General features: G+C 66.8%; 14 protein-coding genes and 4 pseudogenes. 5 read left to right on the forward strand and 13 right to left on the reverse strand.

What is annotated here, in order from left to right; translation table 11 throughout:
* Position 1: 1 nt before the first annotated feature.
* Together WT53_RS20410 and WT53_RS20415 are read right to left on the reverse strand one after the other, a co-directional pair.
* Positions 2–414 (reverse strand): annotated as a pseudogene (locus WT53_RS20410) (acetate kinase); the annotation flags it as partial.
* A complete protein-coding gene (locus tag WT53_RS20415; RefSeq protein WP_034204809.1) occupies positions 369–1,208 on the reverse strand; it encodes a universal stress protein in 840 nt (279 codons plus the stop codon). The gene WT53_RS20415 and the pseudogene WT53_RS20410, both read right to left, overlap by 46 nt.
* Positions 1,209–1,402: 194 nt before the next feature.
* Between WT53_RS20415 and WT53_RS20420 the strand changes: the two are divergent.
* Positions 1,403–1,588 (forward strand): annotated as a pseudogene (locus WT53_RS20420) (phosphate acetyl/butaryl transferase); the annotation flags it as partial.
* A complete protein-coding gene (locus tag WT53_RS20425; protein WP_034204811.1) occupies positions 1,585–2,625 on the forward strand; it encodes a zinc-dependent alcohol dehydrogenase family protein in 1,041 nt (346 codons plus the stop codon). The pseudogene WT53_RS20420 and the gene WT53_RS20425, both read left to right, overlap by 4 nt.
* Positions 2,626–2,704: 79 nt before the next feature.
* Here the strand turns inward: WT53_RS20425 and WT53_RS20430 are convergent, their stop codons facing one another.
* Together WT53_RS20430 and WT53_RS34175 are read right to left on the reverse strand one after the other, a co-directional pair.
* A complete protein-coding gene (locus WT53_RS20430) occupies positions 2,705–4,108 on the reverse strand; it encodes an MBL fold metallo-hydrolase RNA specificity domain-containing protein (RefSeq protein WP_034204812.1) in 1,404 nt (467 codons plus the stop codon).
* A gap of 391 nt (positions 4,109–4,499) precedes the next feature.
* Positions 4,500–4,637 (reverse strand): annotated as a pseudogene (locus WT53_RS34175) (ISNCY family transposase); the annotation flags it as partial.
* A 153-nt stretch (positions 4,638–4,790) separates the two neighbouring features.
* On the opposite strand from WT53_RS34175, the gene WT53_RS20435 reads away from it, so the two are divergent.
* Both WT53_RS20435 and WT53_RS20440 read left to right on the forward strand, forming a co-directional pair.
* Complete coding sequence (locus WT53_RS20435; protein ID WP_034204813.1) at positions 4,791–6,146, forward strand: nitrate regulatory protein; 1,356 nt, start codon at positions 4,791–4,793, stop codon at positions 6,144–6,146.
* 326 nt (positions 6,147–6,472) lie between these two features.
* Positions 6,473–7,315: a formate/nitrite transporter family protein gene (locus tag WT53_RS20440; protein ID WP_034204814.1), complete on the forward strand. Its 843-nt coding sequence runs from the start codon at positions 6,473–6,475 to the stop codon at positions 7,313–7,315.
* Between the two features lie 161 nt (positions 7,316–7,476).
* Here the strand turns inward: WT53_RS20440 and WT53_RS32720 are convergent.
* A pseudogene (locus WT53_RS32720) lies at positions 7,477–8,132 on the reverse strand (ISNCY family transposase); the annotation flags it as partial.
* A 413-nt stretch (positions 8,133–8,545) separates the two neighbouring features.
* Between WT53_RS32720 and WT53_RS20445 the strand changes: the two are divergent.
* Positions 8,546–9,598 carry a hypothetical protein gene (locus tag WT53_RS20445; protein ID WP_060261216.1) on the forward strand — a complete coding sequence of 351 codons (1,053 nt, stop codon included), beginning with the start codon at positions 8,546–8,548 and terminating at the stop codon, positions 9,596–9,598.
* Between the two features lie 83 nt (positions 9,599–9,681).
* Here WT53_RS20445 and WT53_RS20450 read toward each other — a convergent pair whose 3' ends face one another.
* From WT53_RS20450 to WT53_RS20485, 8 genes are all read right to left on the reverse strand, one after another.
* Positions 9,682–11,127 (reverse strand): NAD-dependent succinate-semialdehyde dehydrogenase, encoded by a 1,446-nt coding sequence (locus WT53_RS20450; RefSeq protein ID WP_059783503.1) that lies wholly within the window; start codon positions 11,125–11,127, stop codon positions 9,682–9,684.
* A 153-nt stretch (positions 11,128–11,280) separates the two neighbouring features.
* Positions 11,281–12,591 (reverse strand): cytochrome c, encoded by a 1,311-nt coding sequence (locus WT53_RS20455; RefSeq protein WP_060261219.1) that lies wholly within the window; start codon positions 12,589–12,591, stop codon positions 11,281–11,283.
* Positions 12,592–12,606: 15 nt separating this feature from the next.
* Entirely contained in the window at positions 12,607–14,826 is a 2,220-nt protein-coding gene (locus WT53_RS20460) for a xanthine dehydrogenase family protein molybdopterin-binding subunit (RefSeq protein WP_060261223.1), read from the reverse strand.
* A gap of 1 nt (position 14,827) precedes the next feature.
* On the reverse strand, positions 14,828–15,283 hold the full coding sequence (locus WT53_RS20465; protein WP_059505285.1) for a (2Fe-2S)-binding protein: 456 nt from the start codon (positions 15,281–15,283) through the stop codon (positions 14,828–14,830).
* A 148-nt stretch (positions 15,284–15,431) separates the two neighbouring features.
* Positions 15,432–15,731: a putative quinol monooxygenase gene (locus WT53_RS20470; protein ID WP_034204820.1), complete on the reverse strand. Its 300-nt coding sequence runs from the start codon at positions 15,729–15,731 to the stop codon at positions 15,432–15,434.
* 92 nt (positions 15,732–15,823) lie between these two features.
* Positions 15,824–16,882, reverse strand: a complete 1,059-nt coding sequence (locus WT53_RS20475) for an NADP-dependent oxidoreductase (protein WP_034204821.1) — start codon at positions 16,880–16,882, stop codon at positions 15,824–15,826.
* Positions 16,883–17,121: 239 nt separating this feature from the next.
* Entirely contained in the window at positions 17,122–17,739 is a 618-nt protein-coding gene (locus tag WT53_RS20480; protein ID WP_034204822.1) for a TetR/AcrR family transcriptional regulator, read from the reverse strand.
* Between the two features lie 169 nt (positions 17,740–17,908).
* Positions 17,909–18,928 carry a DNA-binding protein gene (locus tag WT53_RS20485; RefSeq protein ID WP_034204823.1) on the reverse strand — a complete coding sequence of 340 codons (1,020 nt, stop codon included), beginning with the start codon at positions 18,926–18,928 and terminating at the stop codon, positions 17,909–17,911.
* Positions 18,929–19,032: the final 104 nt, after the last annotated feature.

Here is a 19,032-nt window from a genome sequence, read left to right on the forward strand (position 1 = left end):
ATCAAGCGTCCCGGTTGCCGCGTAGCACGCGCATCGCGGCACGCGCTGCGATCCACGCGTCGTTGCTTGGCTCGACGACCACCGTGACCGCGCTCGACGCACGCGACACGCCGTGTGCATTGTCCGCATTCGCGCGCGCGTCGAGCTCGATGCCGAGCCAGCCGAGCGATGTGCAGATCCGCTCGCGCAACGGCGCCGATTGCTCGCCGATGTCGGCCATGAAGACGCGCATGTCGAGGCCGCCGGGCAGGGCGGTCAACGCGCCGGTCTCGCACGATCCGGTGGACATACAGCGCCAGTGCATCACACGCGAGCGGGGTCGCCGGCCGCCTCGCACGCGAGCGGCGCACGCGTACGCATCGACCGCATCAGTGCGACATCAGCACCGGCAGCGTCATCGACGCCAGCACCGTGCGCGTGGCGCCGCCGATCATCAGTTCGCGCCAGCGCGGATGGCCGTAGGCGCCCATCACGAGCAGGTCGGAGCCCGTTTCATAAGCGCGCGACATGAGCGTGTCGCCGACCGACGCGCCGCTGCCGGTCGCGATGTCGAGCACCTTCACGTCGCGCGCGTGGCGCGCCAGCATCAGCGCGGCATCGGCGGCCGGAATCCGTGTGGGTGCGGACTCCGAATCGCCGTCGACCACGGCGACCACCGTCGTGCGCTTCGCATGCTCGAGGAACGGAAGTGCGTCGTGCGCGGCGCGAGCGGCTTCTCGACTGCCGTCCCAAGCGACGAAAACCCGCTCGCCGACTGACGGAAATTCTCCCGTGTACGGCCAGAACAGCACCGGGCGGCCGGCGGACAACACGAGGTTCTCGGGAAACTGATCGTCGATATAGGTTTCGGGATCGTTCGGGTCGCTTTGGCCCGCGATCACCAGATCGGCGAGTCGCGCGGCGCGCGGCACGGCCACATTCGCGCGCTCGTCGGCGCGAACCCAGGTTGCCGGCACTTTTGCACGAGCGGTTTCCGCATGAAACAGACGCTCCAGCGCCGCGCGCCGCTCGTCGCGCGCTTCGCGATGCGCGCGGAAATAGTCGGCGGAACCGGCCATCACGTAGAACGAATGCGGCTCGGGTGTGTAGACCGCGAACAGCCCGGTGAGATGCGCGCCGAAGCGCCGGGCGAGATGCAACGCGAACTCGAGACGCGAATGTGCGCGAGCGCTCGTATCGAGGTGCACGACCATGCTTTTGTAGCTCATCGGAATCGCTCCATCGACGGGTGATCCGCCAGTGCAGTCCAGTCTACGAAGCAGGGTTTCCACGCGCTTGACTCAGATCAACGGCAACGATGCGCGATACCCGCACAGTGACGCGGTCGCGACGCCGAGGCCGCGCAAAGTGACGAGGCGGATGTCGATCCATTGACCCGATCGAAAGGGGAAGGCCGATGAGCCTGGGTGGCGCCGCCAGCGCGGGCATCGTCGTCGGCGCACGCGTGCCGATCGTGCTGACGCGCCGCGCCGACGGTGTCGCCGTCCGGGTCGCATCCTGCGCGCTGGCCGCGTTGCTGGCGCGGCAACGGCACGCCCCCGCGTCGATCGACGAACCCGCAATTTTTTCGATGGAGGAACGGCAATGAAAGCACTCGTGTACCACGGGCCGGGGCGCAAGGCGCTCGAGGAACGCCCCGAGCCGGAACTGCAGTCGCCCACCGATGCGATCGTCCGCGTCACGCGCACGACGATCTGCGGCACCGATCTGCATATCCTCAAGGGCGACGTACCGACGTGCGAACCCGGCCGCATTCTCGGCCATGAGGGCGTCGGCATCGTCGAGCAAGTGGGCGCCGCGGTCGAATCGCTGAAACCGGGCGATCACGTGCTCATTTCATGCATCTCGTCGTGCGGCCGCTGCGAATACTGCCGTCGCGGACTGTATTCACACTGCACGACCGGCGGCTGGATCCTCGGCAACCGGATCGACGGCACACAGGCCGAGTATGTGCGCATCCCGCACGCGCAGACGAGCCTGTACCGGATTCCGGCGGGCGCGGACGAGGACGCGCTCGTGATGCTGTCCGATATCCTGCCGACCGGATTCGAATGCGGGGTGTTGAACGGCAAGGTGCAGCCGGGCTGCTCGGTCGCGATCGTCGGCGCGGGTCCGATCGGGCTGGCCGCATTGCTGACCGCGCAGTTCTACTCACCTGCGCAGGTCATCATGATCGATCCGGACGACAACCGGCTCGAGATCGCGCGGCACTTCGGCGCGACCGACTGCTTCGACGGCCGTGCCGGCGACCCGGTGGCGCAAGTGATGAAGTTGACCGACGGCGTCGGCGTGGACTGTGCGATCGAGGCGGTCGGCATTCCGGCAACGTTCGAAATGTGCACGTCGCTGGTCGCGCCCGGCGGGGTCGTCGCGAACGTGGGCGTACATGGCGTCAAGGCGGACCTGCACCTGGAGAAGCTGTGGGACCGCAACATCTCGATCACGACGCGGCTCGTCGACACGGTCAGCACGCCGATGCTGCTGAAGACCGTGCGCGCCGGGCGTATCGACCCGACGCGCCTGATCACGCACCGGTTCTCGCTCGATGACGTCGAGCGCGCGTACGACACGTTCGGGCGCGCCGCGCAGACCCACGCATTGAAGGTCATCATCGAAGTCCGTTGACGGGCCGGTGGCGCGACGGGGACCGGTGCGCAACCTCCGATTCCCGCCGCGCCCGATCGGTGTCTCGTCGGTACCGTGGTCAGGAGGAAAGGGCAGCCGGCTCGCACGCATCGCCCGATTCGACCGCATCGAGATCGACGCTCTGCGCGTAAGTCGGTACTTCGCACGGCCAGTGCAAACGCTCCGAAATGCGCCGCCGCAATGCGTCGGCCGCTGCCGGCTCGCCATGCGTGACGAAGGTTCGTACGGGCGCGGGCCGCATCGTGCCGAGCCACTGGAGAATCTCCTCGTAGTCGGCATGGGCGGACAACGCGGCGATCGACTCGACCTGGGCGCGCACGCGCACGTATTCGCCGTGAATCTTGACGGTCGGCTCGTGCGCGGCCAGTGCCGCTCCGCGCGTGCCGGCAGCCTGATAGCCGACGAGGGCGATCGTGTTGCGCGCATCGGGCGCGTAGCGGCTCAGGTGATGGAGTACGCGCCCGCCCGTCGCCATGCCGCTTCCGGCGATGATGACCATCGGGCCGTGGTGTTCTGCAATCGCCTTCGATTGCTCGACCGACCGGATCATCGTCGCCGCGTGGCCGAGCGCGTTCGCTTCCGAAAGCGTCAGCCGGTGCTCGAGGATATGGTGGCGATAGATTTCGGTCACGTCGGTCGCCATCGGGCTGTCGACGAACACCGGCACGCGCGCCATGCGGCCGGACGCCTTCAGTCGTGCGATGTAATGCAGGATTTCCTGCGCGCGGCCGACGGTGAAGCAAGGCATCACGACGACCCCGCCTCGCGCGAACGTCTTGTCGAGCAGCGTGGCCAGCTCGTTCTCGGGGTCCGATGCGGGATGCAGCCGGTCGCCGTAGGTCGATTCGACGACGAGATAATCGGCATGCGCCGGGGGCAGCGGCGGCTGCATGATCGGGTCGTGATAGCGTCCGAGGTCGCCCGAGAATGCGAGCACCTTGTGATCCCAGTGCATCACGACGCTCGCGGCGCCGAGAATGTGGCCGGCCGGCAGCAGGCGGAACGCCAGCCCGCCGCCGAGCGCCGTGCACTCGTCGAACGCGACGGGCTTCAGCAGGTGCAGTGCGCGTTGCGCGTCGTCCAGCGTGTAGAGCGGTTGCGCCGGATGATGCTTCGAGTAGCCGTGGCGATTCGCGAAGTCGGCTTCCTCTTCCTGCAGCCGCGCGCTGTCGCGCAGCATGATGTCGCAGAGTTCGGCCGTGGCTGCCGTGCAGTACGCCGGGCCGCGAAAGCCTTCGCGCGCCAGCACCGGAAGATAGCCGCTATGGTCGATATGCGCGTGCGTGAGCACGACCGCGTCGAGCGTGTCGGGCGCAACCGGCAACGGGCTCCAGTTGCGCAGCCGCAGGTTCTTCGTGCCCTGGAACAGGCCGCAATCGACCAGCACGCGGGTATTGCCGTGCTCGATCAGGTATTTCGAGCCGGTCACGGTTTCGGTCGCACCAAGAAAAGTCAGTTTCATGGATCGCCTCGCGGGAGTGGACGGAGCAGTGAATCGATTACAGCGCGGATGCGTACGAAGCGATTGATGGAAATCAGGGATTGCAGTATCCGTGTCCCGGGCGGGCGAGGTTCGTCCGTCAGCGGTTGCGGCTCCGGTTTGACGTCGATCAACGCCCCCGGCCGGACGGCGACCCGATAGTGATCGTATACGTTGCGGCGATGTGTGATTTCGCCCTCCGCGCAGGCCGCGTATATGCCGTACGCACGTTACGCGGTGTCGAAGGTCGGCACCTGAACGGGCAGGGCGCTTGCGTTTGGCTCACCAGCTTTTGCAGACCGGCGGCACATGGCTCAAGCGCTTGTGCTCAACAACTGCACCTTGATCGATTTCAGCCAGACGGTCGTACCGCCGGCTTGCCGCGACGCTCGATGTACGCTTGCGTTGCCTCGAAGTAGCTGAACGTCGACTCTGTCTGCGTGAAGTGCAGCATCCTCAAGCGGCTCGTGGCGTCATCCACGTCCACCAGCAGCGTGCATTGCCATCCGCGAGCGAGTAAAGCTCGTTTTTGAGCGGCGCCAGATAGACCGCCTTGTTGCGGACCGCGCCTTCGTCACGAATCTTGACGTGCAAGGCGTCACAAAACAACGATTATTGTCTGCACTACACTGCACCGAGTCCTTGTCGACGGTCAGTATCCACCATGCCCGCCACCGCCTTGCAATTCGCACTGCTCGCCAAGCATCAGGAAATCGCGTCCCTGCGCCACTTGGCCGAGCAAATCGAATTGGTCGACCTGCTTGGCCGCCTGATCCATGCGCTGCAGCGCGAGCGCGGCGCCACCAGCATCTATTTGGCGTCGAGCGGCAAGCGCTTTGTCGCCGAACGCGCGGCTTCGCGCGGCGAATCGGCGCCGCTCGTCGCGCAGTTGCGCGCGCGCCTGGATCTGGAGCTGACGCCCGCACGCGGCTCGACGTCGCGCCTGCTGTCGCTGATCGCCTGGGTGCTGCTCGACCTGGAATCGCTGGATGTGCTGCGCGAACAGGTCGACCATCTTGCGCTGTCGGCGCCGGATTCCGTCCAGGCGTTCAGTACCGTGATCGGCGGCCTGGTGGAGCTGATTTTCCAGTTTGCCGACAGCGCGGCGGATCCGTCGGTGTCGCGCACGCTGATTGCTCTCGTCCATGTCGTCGAGGGCAAGGAGGAGGCGGGACAGGAACGCGCCGTCGGCGCGCACATGTTCGCGGCGGGCACGTTTTCGGCGGACCAGCAGCAGCGCCTGCTGTATCTGATCGCCGCTCAGGAGCGCAGTCTCGAAGTCTTCGCGAGCTTCGCAAGCGCGGCGCAAAACGCATGGTGGGAAAACCGCATGACGGAGCCGCACATGGCGGCGCTCGAGAAGCTGCGCCGCGTACTGTGCACGGCGCACGCCGGCGATGCGCTCGATACCGCCCTGAGTGAAGCATGGTTCGACGCCGCGAGCGCCCGCATCGACGATCTCTGGCACCTTCAGATTGCGCTGACGCTGCAGGTGCAGGAAACGTGCAACGCGCGAATCGACGACGCGCACCGAACGCTGCGCGACTCCGAGCGCCTGATGGCGCATTTGCGAAACAATCCGCCCCCGCATATCCAGGCGCTCGCCCAGTTCTTCGCCGGCGATCCGTTGTCGGCGCGCGCGGCGGTTCACGAACTGCCGGGACGCCTCTCCGGCTCCGACCAGTGGACGCTCGCCAGCCTGAAATCCCTGCTGGAGTCGCAATCGGCGCGATTGGCCGGCGCGGAGGTCGAACTCGACGCGGCACGTCGTGCGCTCTACGAACGAAAGCTGGTGCAGCGCGCGAAAAATACGCTGATGACGCGCTTCAGCCTGCGGGAGGACGAAGCGTATCGGATGCTGCAGAAAGCGTCGATGGACGGCAATCGGCCGCTTGCCGATATCGCGGAAGACGCGCTGATGTCGCCCGAGCGATTCATCGACGAGCACGCGCAGCCTTCCGCGCGACGCCGTACGCAGCGAAGCGCGTCGCGGACACCGCACAACGACGGCACGACCTGACAGGAATGCACCGCGCTTCACGCACCGCGGCGGCGCCCGAAGCGCATGCACGAAGTGCAGTTTGCACCGCGCGAGTGCGATTCGCTGCGTTCGGCTGCGGCATGCTCCCGCGGGCATTTCGCGTTCGGCCAGCCTGCATCGAGACATCTCCGTCACTGGTATGGAAATTGCGAACATTTCGGTCGTCGGGCTAATGGCGGCCTGACGATCGCGCCATGTCCAACCGTGGCGGCCGATTACGTGGATAACAGCGTCCGCGCCAGGCACTCGCATGTCGAGCGAGTGCCTGGCGCGTTTTTTTTCGTCCAACTTTACGAGCGCACACCATGGCCTACCTCACGCCCAACGAATTCGTCACCAGGATGGTCGACGCCGGTGAATCGAAGCTGTCGATGTCGACCCGCGATACGCTGATTCGCGCGTACATGGCTGGCGCGATCCTCGCGCTCGCAGCCGCCTTCGCGGTCAGCATCACGATCAACACCGGCAACGCACTGGCCGGTTCGCTGCTGTTTCCAGTCGGATTCTGCATGCTGTACCTGCTCGGCTTCGATCTGCTCACGGGCGTCTTCACGCTCGCGCCGCTCGCGGTGATCGATCGCCGGCCCGGCGCGACCTGGGGAGGCGTGTTCCGCAACTGGACGCTGGTGTTCTTCGGCAATTTCGCGGGTGCGCTGACGGTCGCGCTGTTCATGGCGATCATCTTCACATTCGGCTTTTCGGAAGCGCCGAACGCAATCGGACAGAAGATCGGCGGTATCGGCGAAGCACGCACGCTCGGTTATGCGGCGCACGGCGCCGCCGGCATGCTCACGCTGTTCGTGCGCGGCGTGATGTGCAACTGGATGGTGTCGACCGGCGTGGTCGCGGCGATGATGTCGACGTCCGTACCCGGCAAGGTGATCGCGATGTGGATGCCGATCCTCGTGTTCTTCTACATGGGCTTCGAGCACTCGGTCGTGAACATGTTCCTGTTCCCGTCCGGCCTGATGCTCGGCGCCCACTTCACGATCGTCGACTATCTGCTGTGGAACGAGATCCCGACGGTACTCGGCAACTTGGTCGGCGGGCTGGTGTTCGTCGGCGCGGCGCTGTACAGCACGCACTACAAGACCGCACCGAAACGCGCGCCCGCTTCGCCGGTGGGTGTTGTTGCGCGCAAGGCCTGATCGCGCTGCGCAAGCCGCAACCGAATGCCGGCGAGGCACGGCGCCTGAACGGGCAGGGCGCCCACGTTTGGTTCATCAGCTTTTGCAGACCGACGGCCAGGTTTGTTTGGCGGCGCTGCGGTTTGCCGACGTTGCGCCAGATCCACGATCACATGCTCGACGTCGGCCTGCGTGATCTCGCGTTGCTTCTTCTTGAACACCCCAGGTTTGCCGTGCCGTTCGATGTATGCCCGTGTTGCCTCGAAGTAGCTGAACGTCGACTCTGTCTGCGTGAAGTGCAGCATCATCAATCGGCTCGTCGCGTCATCCACATACACCAGCAGCGTGCAGGCCGGCGCCCGTTCCTCGAACCACCGATGGTCGCTGCCGTCGATCTGGATCAGTTCGCCCAGGCACGCGCGTCGGGCTCGTGGCTGATACACCTTCGGCGGCCGCTGTCGACGCGGAATCCAAAGCCCAGCGTCCGTCATCAGCTTCCTGACCGTCTCCTTGGCCAGCCGAATGCCGTGGCACTCCCAGAGCTTCTCGCACGCCAGCGTCGGCCCGAAATCAGCGTAGCGCTCGCGAATAACGGTCAGGGCACGTAACGCCAGCCCGTCGTCGAGCTTGCGGTTGCCCGGCCGGCCGCGACGGCCCGAAGCTACGCCGCTGGCTCCTTGCTCTCGATATCGGATGATCAGCCGTTCCACCTGGCGCACGCTCAGGCCCAGCCGTTCAGCCGCACGCCAGGCTTCAAGCCCGTGTCCACCACGGCCTGGATTACCTTGAGTCGATCAAGCTCTCGCATCGTCAGTGTCACCAATCCGGCTGGCTGCATGGTCGGCTCCCGGGCTTACTCAACGAGCCGTCCAGCATGCCAGCAGTCAAAAACACGACATCTGTAAATAGCCAGAACACGACATTAGGATATGGCTGCTACAACCAAAACTGTCGATAATTCACGTTATGTAAAATTAAAATGCCGTGGCTAATCGGTATGTCACTGCTTGTCCCATTCCCAAGAACGGCCTGATCCATCCGGCCAGTCCGATGCGCGACTAACGCACCGCATCCCTCGATTCCCGGGCAGCTCACAACGGCTCGTCCCGAGCGTCCCTTCCTCCTGTGTCCTTCATCCCGCGATGTCGGGCAGCGCTGTCGGCCCGTAGACCATCTGCGCGCGCCGGCTTGCTGTTAACGCATGCCCACTCGCGGGCCCTTTCCCATCCACGAAATCACCGGAGCCCGTTCATGGATATCGATCGTCACCGTATCGGCGGCACCTTGGGGATCGCCGCATGTTCGTTTGCCGCCGCACTTTCTTTCGCCGTGCAGGCGCAAGGAGCGACCGCCTGCTATGCCGTCGACATGCGCGGTGGGCCGCTCTACGTCACGTCGGATGTGTTGCGCGAAGCCGCGCTCAGGGTCGCGGACGCGAAAGTCGACACTGTCGTCGAGCGTATGCCGCTGAGGCCGGAAGCGCCCCCGCCCGACCCGAAACGTTGCGACGGGGCGAACGATCGCCTTCCTGCGGCCGGTCCCGACAACCGCAACTACTTCGGCAACGTCGTGAGCCCGTTGAAGTTCCTGCGTCTCGCGGCCTATCAATGCGCTGGCGCAGGAGGCCGGAGCCAGTTCTTCTCGATGAACGAGGCCATTTATTATCGCCAGTGCGGAGGCGGACAATACTCGAACTACATTCACTTCTGGGGACGAGCGAACGGGAACTCGAGCACGTGTTTCGCCAGCGACTACCCGACGATGTTTGCCAGGGCCGCCAAAGACAGGACGCCGGCGGAGCTGCTCAAAGCGATGAAGACGGTTTACGCGGGCGGCCTGAGCGGAGCCGCCGCGAACGATCAGGCGCTCGGCAACGCGATGGCGGCGATCTTGATCGCCGAAAGCAATCGCGACTATCTCGTCAATCTCGAGAACTACATGCTGCTGGATCTGGCCGACCTGAAGAAGGCCACGCCGGAGCAAATCATCGGGGGCCACTGCGTGCCGAATGCCGACTCCTGCCAGAACCGCCGCGAGTCGCAGGACGGCAAGCACCCGCTCGCGTGGGGCGGCGCGCAGGAAACCATGATGGTGAACGGCTGGGGTCAGGCGGCCGGCGCCAATAGCCCCTTCGGCATGAGATTCGAAGGCCATCTGTCCGGCGAGTGGGCAGTCGCGAAAGAAAAGGTCAAAAGCGCGAAGGTCGCCGAATGCGGCAAGGTTCCGCCCGCCTACCGAGATCTGAACCCCGACCAGCAGAGTGCGGTGAGACGCGTCTTCGAGGATATTCTGCCGATCCGCTGAGGTTCGCCGTGGTCGACGCGCCCACAAAAAAACGCCGCCGCCCCGTGCCCGGAAGCGGCGGCGTCACGACGCTCAAGTCGTCGTCAGACGGCCATCACCGTCACCGACTTCGTGACGAGATACGGCTCCAGCGCTTCCGGCCCGCCTTCCGACCCGTAGCCCGAATCCTTCACGCCGCCGAACGGCATTTCCGGCCACGGCGTCGCCGGCTGGTTGATCCACAGCATCCCGACTTCGAGGCGCTGCGTCAGCAGGTGCACGTTCGCGAACGCGCGCGTGAACGCGTAGCCGGCCAGCCCGAACGGCAGACGGTTCGCCTCCGCGATCGCATCCTCGAGCTTGTCGAAGCCGCGAATCGCCGCGACCGGGCCGAACGGCTCGTTGTTGAACACGTCCGCTTCGAGCGGCACGTTCGCGATCACGGTCGGTGCGAAGAAGTTGCCTTCCGCGCCGATGCGCTCGCCGCCGGTCTCGATGCTCGCGCCGACCTTGCGCGCGTTGTCGACAACCGACGCCATCGCGGTCAGCCGCCGCGGATTCGCGAGCGCGCCGAGCGTCGTGCCTTCGTCGAGGCCGTTGCCGACCTTCAGCCCTTCCGCATGCTTGACCAGCGCGCGCGTGAATTCGTCGCGGATGCTGTTGTGCACGAGGAAGCGCGTCGGCGAAATGCAGACCTGCCCCGCGTTGCGGAACTTCGCACCGCCGGCGGCCTTCACCGCGAGCGCGACGTCCGCGTCCTCGGCGACGATCACCGGCGCATGGCCGCCCAGTTCCATCGTCGCGCGCTTCATGTGCTGGCCCGCGAGCGCGGCCAACTGCTTGCCGACCGGCGTCGAACCCGTGAACGTGACCTTGCGGATCACCGGGTGCGGGATCAGGTACGACGAGATTTCGGCCGGATCGCCGTATACGAGGCCGATCACGCCGGCCGGCACACCGGCGTCGACGAACGCGCGCAGCAGCGCGGCCGGCGATGCCGGGGTTTCTTCCGGCGCCTTCACGAGGAACGAACAGCCGGTCGCGAGCGCCGCGCTCAGCTTGCGCACCACCTGGTTGACCGGGAAATTCCACGGCGTGAACGCCGCGACCGGGCCGACCGGCTCCTTCACGACCGTCTGCTGCGCACCGAGGTTGCGCGGCGGCACGATCCGGCCGTACACGCGGCGGCCCTCGTCCGCGAACCATTCGATGATGTCGGCCGCCGACAGCACTTCGATGCGCGCTTCGGCGAGCGGCTTGCCCTGCTCCTGCGTCATCAACTGCGCGATCGTGTCCGCACGTTCGCGCACCAGTGCGGCCGCCTTGCGCATCGTCGCCGCGCGCTCGTGGGCGGGCACCTTGCGCCATGCTTCGAAGCCGCGCTGCGCGGCGGCGAGCGCACGGTCGAGATCGGCGATGCCCGCGTGGGCCACCTTGCCGATCGGCTTGCCGGTCGCCGGGTTCACGACGTCGATCGTCTTGCCGCTCGCGGCGTCGACCCACTCGCCGTCGATCAGCAGTTGCGTATCCGTATAAGTCACGTTAGCCATCCAGACACCCCTACATTGCGTCGATAAAACGCGCGCTGCCGCGAACGGCCACGCGCCGGTTGACAGAAAAAGCCACGCTGCCGGGGCAGGCACGCACCGGGCGACATGGGCGGCAGGCACGGCGGCCCGCCATCGTTGCGCAGCATACCGCGCTCAGTGCGCGGCCGCCGTCGCCTTGCGGAGTTTCGCGACGTCCGCCGCCTGCACCGCCGGCGCGCCGTTGTTCCAGCCGGCGCGCATGAACGTCAGCACGTCGGCGATCTGCCGGTCGTTCAACTGGTTCGAGAATGCCGGCATCGGATAGGCGGACGGCACACCGCCGATCACGAGCGTGTCGCTGCCGTTCAGCGTCACGTTGATCAGCGACGACGCATCGGCCTCCAGCACGTTCGGATTGCCGGCGAGCGGCGCAAGCAGCGGCGCATAGCCGCGCCCGTCCACGCCGTGGCAATGCAGGCAGTAAGCGTTATACACCTTCGCGCCCGGATCGGTTGCCGGCCGGCCCAGCGCGGCCTGCGTCGCCTTCGGATCGTAGCGGTACGGCGGCGCGCCCGTGCCGCCTGCCGCCGGCAGCGATTTCAGGTAGCGCGAGATCGCGGCCAGATCGTCGTCGGTCAGTTCCTGCGTGCTGTGGTTGATCACGCTCACCATCGAGCCGAACGCGGTCGCGTGCTGGTTCGCGCCGGTCTTCAGGAACTGCGCGACGTCGGCCTCGTTCCAGCGGCCGAGCCCGGTGTTGTGCTCGCCGGTCAGGTTCGACGCGAACCAGTTGTCGATCGAGGCGCCCGACAGGAACGCCGCGCCGCTTTCGTCGAGCGCCTTCTCCTGGAAGCCTACGCCGCGCGGCGTGTGGCACGACCCGCAGTGTCCGAGCCCCTGCACGAGATACGCGCCGCGGTTCCACATCGCATCCTTCGCGGGCTTGTCCGCGTAGGGCGTCGTGTCGAGGAACACCACGTTCCACAACGCGAGCGGCCAGCGCATGTTGAGCGGCCACGGGATGTCGGACGCCCGGTTCGCCTGCTTCACCGGTTCGACGCCGTGCATGAAGTACGCATACAGCGCCTTCACGTCGTCGTCCTTCAGCTTCGCGTACGACGGATACGGCATCGCCGGATACAGGTGGTGACCGTCCTTCGCGACGCCCTTGCGCAACGCGGCGGCGAAATCGGCTTCGGTATAGCCGCCGATGCCTGTCTCCGGATCGGGCGTGATGTTGGTCGTGTAGATCGCGCCCATCGGCGTGACCATCTTCAGGCCGCCCGCGAACGGCGTGCCGCGCGGCGCGGTGTGGCACGCGACGCAGTCGCCGGCTTTCGCTAGATACGCACCGCGCGCGACGAGCGCGCTGTCGGCGGGCGCCGTCTGCGCGGCATGCGCGACCGTGCCGGCCACCAGTGCGGACAGCGCGAGCAACGAGGCACGGAGCGCATTCAGGCTCGGGTTCAGGGTGAGATGTCGCATGGTCGTCCCCTCCCCTCAGGCCGTTTTCAGCTGGTTGCCGACCGGCAGCTTGCGCAGCCGCGTGCCGGTGGCCGCGAAGATCGCGTTCGACAGCGCCGCCGCGGTCGCGGCCGTGCCCGGCTCGCCGATCCCGCCCGGCGCCTCGCCGCTCTTCACCAGATGGACTTCGATCGGCGGCGTCTCGTTGATTCGCATCACCCGATAGTCGGTAAAGTTGGTCTGCACGACGCGGCCGTCCTCGATCGTGATCTCGCCGTACAGCGCGCCCGTGATCCCGAAGATGATGCCGCCCTGCACTTGCGCCTCGATCGTGTTCGGATTCACGTACATGCCGCAGTCGACCGCGCACACGACGCGCTTGACCTGCACCTCGCCGCCGTCCACCGCCACGTCGATGACGATCGAGAAAAAGCTGCCGAACGCGTGCATGACCGACACGCCGCGCCCTTGCCCCTTCGGCAGCGGCGCGCCCCAGCCCGCCGCCTTCGTCGCGACGTCGAGCACGTTGCGCGCGCGCGGCGTTTTGTCGAGCAGTGCGCGGCGGTACTGCACCGGATCGGTCTTGGTCTGCGCGGCCAGTTCGTCGATGAAGCTCTCGACGACGAAGGTGCTGCGCGTGGGCCCGACGCCGCGCCAGAACGCGGTCGGCACGTGGCGCGGCTCCTGGCGCACGTAGTCGACGAGTTGGTTCGGCAGGTCGTACGGCAGCTCGGCCGCGACCTCGACCGCGTCGGGATCGACGCCGTCCTTGACCGCGGGCGGCGCGAAGCGCGCGAGGATCGACGAGCCGACGATCCGGTGCTGCCACGCGATCGGCTTGCCGTTCGCGTCGAGGCCGGCCGAGATCGTGTCGTAGTAGCACGGCCGGTACATGTCGTGCTGGACGTCTTCCTCGCGCGTCCAGATCACCTTCACCGGTGCCGCGACCTGTTTGCCGACCTTCACGGCCTGGCCGACCATGTCGGTTTCGAGCCGCCGGCCGAATCCGCCGCCGAGCAGATGGTTGTGCACGACGATCTTGTCCGGCGCCAGCCCGGTCAGTTGCTGCGCCGTGTCGCGCACGCGGGTCGGCACCTGCGTGCCGACCCAGATGTCGCAGCCGTCGCCGCGCACGTGCACCGTGCAGTTCACGGGCTCCATCGTCGCGTGGGCGAGCAACGGCTGTTCGTAGACGGCGTCGACGCGCGTCTTCGCGTTCGCGAACGCCTTGCCGACGTCGCCTTCCTTGCGCGCGACCGCGCCCTTGCCGTTCGCCGCCGCATGCGCGAGATCCGCGAAAAGATCCTTCGTCGACACCTTCGCGTCCGCGCCTTCGTTCCACTTCACGACGAGCGCCGATGCGCCGCGCTTCGCGGCCCACGTGTGATCGCCGACCACCGCGACCGCGTTGTCGACGCGCACGACCTGACGCACGCCGGGGATTTTTCTCGCGGCCGTGTCGTCGACGCTCGCGACCGTGCCGCCGAACACCGGGCTGTTCACGATCACCGCATACAGCATGCCGGGCACGCGCACGTCGAGCCCGAACTGCGCGGTGCCGTCGACCTTCTCCGGCGAATCGAGGCGCTTCGCGGGCGTGCCGATCAGCTTGAAATCCGCCGGCTGTTTCAGCACGACGTCCTTCGGCACCGGCAGCTTCGCCGCGGCGTCGGCCAACTGCCCGTACGATGCGCGCCGGCCGCTCGGCGGATGCTGCACTTCGCCGTTCGCCGCGCGGCAACTGGCCGGATCGACGTTCCATTGCTTCGCGGCGGCCGCGACCAGCAGCGTGCGCGCCGTCGCGCCCGCGCGGCGCAGCGGATCCCACGCGTAGCGCACCGACGTCGAGCCGCCGGTGAGCTGGCCGCCGAGCAGCGGGTCGAGGAACAGCTTTTCGTTCGGCGGCGCATGATCGAGCGTCACGCTCGACAGCGGCACTTCGAGCTCTTCCGCGATCAGCATCGGCAGCGCCGTATAGACACCCTGCCCCATCTCGACCTTCGGCATCACGAGCGTGACCTTGCCGGCGCGGTCGATCTGCACGAACGCGTTCGGGGCGAACACGCCGGGGGGCGCGGGTTCGGCTGCGTCGCCGCCGATCACCGAGCGGCGCGCATCGTCGCCCGCCGCCGGCAGGCTGAAGCCGAGCAGCAAGCCGCCGCCGGCCGCCGCGCCGAGCGACATGCCGAGTTTGAGAAACCCGCGGCGCGACACGCCCGCGCCGGCCCGACCTGCTTCGATCAGTCCACGTGACATGTCAGGCCTCCTTCGCGGCTTGTTTGACGGCCGCGCGAATCCGGTGATACGTGCCGCAGCGGCAGATGTTGCCGGCCATGGCCGCGTCGATGTCGGCATCGCTCGGATTCGGATTCGCTGCGATCAGCGCGGTGGCGGCCATCACCTGCCCCGACTGGCAGTAGCCGCACTGGACGACGTCGAGCTCGCGCCACGCCTGCTGGACCTTGTGGCCGGCCGGCGTCGCGCCGACGGCTTCGATCGTCGTGATCTTGCGGCCCGCGACGGCCGCGACCGGCAGCACGCACGAGCGCGCGGCAACGCCGTCGAGATGCACGGTGCACGCGCCGCATTGCGCGATCCCGCAGCCGAACTTGGTGCCGGTCAGACCGACGACGTCGCGCAGCACCCAGAGCAAGGGCATGTCGTCGGGGGCGTCGACCGAGCGGGTTTCGCCGTTGATGTTGAGGGTGATCATTCAGCCTCCGGGGCCGTTGTATTGGGGAAGCGGCGCGAACGGGGCGTGCTGCGCCGTGGGGTCGTCGTCGCCGTTGCGTCGTGTGCAACGGCTGCCGCACGGCCCGGGTGTGGGCGAGCCGCGGCGGGGGTGTTGCGTGCGTGCGTCGTTACTCGGCCACGTCGATGCCCGATAGCACCTTGATGACCGGCGGTGCGGTAAACCAGTCGGCCGACTTCGCACGGAATTCGCCGAAATACGGGCTCGCGAGGTGTGCGTCGAACGCCGCCTGGTCGTCGTAGATTTCGTACAGATGCAGGTTCGGCGAACCGTCCTGCTCGCGGAACAGGTCATAGCGCCGGTTGCCCGGTTCGGTGCGCGTCTTGGCGACCATGCTGCGCAGTTCGGCCTCGGCGGCCTGCGCGTGTTCGGGTTTCAGGAACAGCGAAGCAATCACGTGAAGCGCCATTTTTTCCACTCCTTTGAAAACGGAAACGAGCATGCCACAAGCCGGCGTCTCGCGACGCCAGCGTGCAGTGGCGGTCTGTCGCCGAGCGGGGATCAGGCCAGTTCGTCCGGGCCGACCCGCACGACGACCTTGCCGAAATTCTTGCCGGCGAGCAAACCGATCAGCGCTTGCGGCGCGTCGGCGAGATCGGGAACGACGTCCTCGAGCGTCTTCACCTTGCCTTGCGCGACCCACTCGCTCATGTCCTTCAGGAACGTCGCATAGCCGGTTGCATAGTGATCGAGAATGATGAAACCCTGCACGCGGATGCGTTTGCGCAGAATCGCGCCCATCAGCGCCGGCACGCGGTCGCGGCCGGTCGACACGGCCTTGTCGTCGTATGCCGCGTCGTTGTAATGCGCGATGATTCCGCAGACGGGCACGCGCGCATGGTCGTTCAGCAGCGGCCACACCGCGTCGAACACGGCGCCGCCGACGTTCTCGAAATACACGTCGATGCCGTTCGGGCACGCGTCCTTCAGCTTGGCCGCAAACGCCGGGTCACGATGGTCGACGCACGCGTCGAAGCCGAGCGTGCCGGTCACGTACGCGCACTTGTCGGCGCCGCCCGCGACGCCGACCACGCGGCAACCCTTCAGCTTCGCGATCTGGCCGACCACCGCGCCGACCGCGCCGCTCGCGGCTGCGACGACCACGGTTTCGCCGGCCTTCGGTTCGCCGATCGTCAGCAGCCCGGTGTACGCGGTGAAGCCAGGCATGCCCAGCACGCCGAGCGCGTACGACGGGTGCGCGAAGTCGCGGCCGAGCGGGATCAGGTCGCGCCCGTCGGACAGCGCATAGTCCTGCCAGCCGGCGCCGGCCACGACGAGATCGCCTTCGCGAAACGCGGGCAGGTTCGACGCCACCACACGGCTGACCGTGCCGCCGACCATCGGCTGGCCCAGTTCGGCCGGCGGCGCATAGGACGGCGCGTCGCTCATCCGGCCGCGCATGTACGGGTCGAGCGACAACCAGACGGTGCGCAGCAGCACCTGGCCGGCGCCAGGCACCGGCACGTCGCCGGTTTCGGCACGGAAGTTGTCCGGCGTCGGCGCGCCGACCGGGCGCGAATTCAGGACGATCTGGCGGTTTGCGGTTTTGCTTTGCGGCATGTGAGCCTCCGTCAACGGGAATGAACGTGCTTCATGGGCACGCTCGGATCAGGGATGGACCAGCGGGAAGTGCGCGCCTGCGGCGGCGTCGGCGGTCGCGCCGGTGCGATTGCAGGCACGCGGTTGGAACGATCGGAACAGCGTAACGCGGCGTGAGGCATTCGTCATGAATGATTGAGTAGACCAGTCGTCTAGAATCAAGGCAAAAAAAGGCGCGCCCATGCACGCCCGGATTACGACTACGCCCCGTCGCGCGGCGCGGCCGGCGGCAGGTTCAGCATGCGCCGCGTTTCGGCCATCGCCCGTTCGAGCGGTTTGCGGTCGCGGTGAATCTTTTCCAGCAGCGTCGCGCCCAGCCACAACTCGTACAGGATCGCGGCCGTGTATGACGGATCGTCCACGCCGCTCAGCGAACCGTCGGCGAGCCCGGCCTCGATGCCGCCCGCGAGCCGCTCGATGATCTGGCTGGTGCCGCGCCGCAGTACCGTGCGCATCGCTTCCGACAGATCCGACACTTCCGCGCCGAGCTTCACCGCGAGGCACTTGCCTTCCGGATCGTCCGCGCATTGCGTGTGCAGCCAGTTGCCCCAGTACGTCATCAGGCGCTCGGCGCCGGTGCCGGCCTGCTGCTCGAGCAGGTTGTCGAGATGCGCGAGATAGCCTTCGAAATACGATTCGAGCAGCGCTTCGCCGAATGCCTCTTTCGAGCCGAAGTAATGGTAGAACGAGCCCTTCGGGATGCCCGCCGCGGCGAGAATCTCGTTCAGACCGACCGCCGAAAACCCCTTGTGGAGCATGATCGGCTTCGCGATATTCAGGATGTGCTGGCGGACTTCGGCGCCTGAAGATGCATTCATGATGGCGTATGGTAGCAACGATTAGACCGGTCGTCTAGTAACGTCGAGCCGGCATGTTGAGCGGCACTTTACCCGATCCCCGTCGCGAGCCCAATGCCTTGCCAGCGCGCTTCTCGTCTGCCCGGGGCGTGCGCGGGCGGCGTGTCATCACGGCGAGTCGATCGCGCCGTCAGCGCGGCGCTTCGTCGGCACGCTTTCTCATGCGCGCCCGACGCTCGCTGCGTTCGGCGGCCGGAGCGCTCTTGACTCCGCGCAACGGCGGCCGGCGCACCAGCGCCGCCATCTCGCGCCTCACCGCATCGAGCTCGTTGCCGCGCGCCGCCTCGGCCGCCAGTGCGCCGTCGAGCTGCCCCTGAAGCACGCCGCAGCGATGCAGCGCGTCGCCGAGTTGCGCCTGCAGCGCGGCCATGTCTTTCCGCTGCTGCGCATCGCGTTGTTCCGCGCGCGACGCGGCCGCGTCGAGCTCCTTTTGCAATCGCGCGGCGGCGAGCCGCTCGCGATCGATCTCCTGAAGCGCCCGTTTCTCCGACGCGCGCAGGCGCTCCTCGGCGCGACCGGCGTCGTCGCGCAACCGGTCGAGCTGGGTGGTGAAATCCGCACGGGCCTCGGCGAGTGCACGATCGCCCTCCGCGTTGTCGGCCTTCAGGCGCTCGATATCCGCTTGCAGCGCTTGCCGCGATGCATCGTCCGCCGCCCTCGCCTGCTCCAGTTCCTGAATGCGGACCTGCGCGGCCAGCAGCGCCGCCGTGCGTTGCTCCAGCGCGGTTTCGGTACGGGCCAGATCGGCCTGCAACGTCGCGACTTCCGCGTGCGCCGCGGCCCGCTCGGCTTCGACTTCCGCGCGCAGCGCGTCGAGGGCCGCGGCCGCCGCGGTGCTCGAGCGGTTCCACAGTGCCGCGACGAGTTCGCCCGCTGCTGCCTGCAAATCGGCCGGCAGGTCCGGATGCTCGATGCGCACACGGCTTTTTTCCCGCAGCTCGGCCCAGAACTCGCCGAGGACAGCCGTCGGCGTGCTCATGCTGCCCTTGCGAACGAGCTGGTACAGGCGGTTCGCCGTCGGCGTGACGCCGAAGCGGAAGAACAGCAGCGCGCAGACTTCACGGTACAGCTCGCGCGTTTTCGGGAAGTCGGCCTTGAGGCGCTCGATTTCGGCGGTGAGGCGAGGTTCATCGGCGACGAGATCGGACATGGCGGGTTCTATCGAGAATTTTTATGAATAATATAACGTAAACCGTCAAATATCCAATCATCGAATGGTTTGCTTTTGACATTATTTCTATAATGTCGAGCATT

This window comes from Burkholderia sp. MSMB2157WGS (assembly GCF_001532755.1).
GTDB lineage: Bacteria > Pseudomonadota > Gammaproteobacteria > Burkholderiales > Burkholderiaceae > Burkholderia.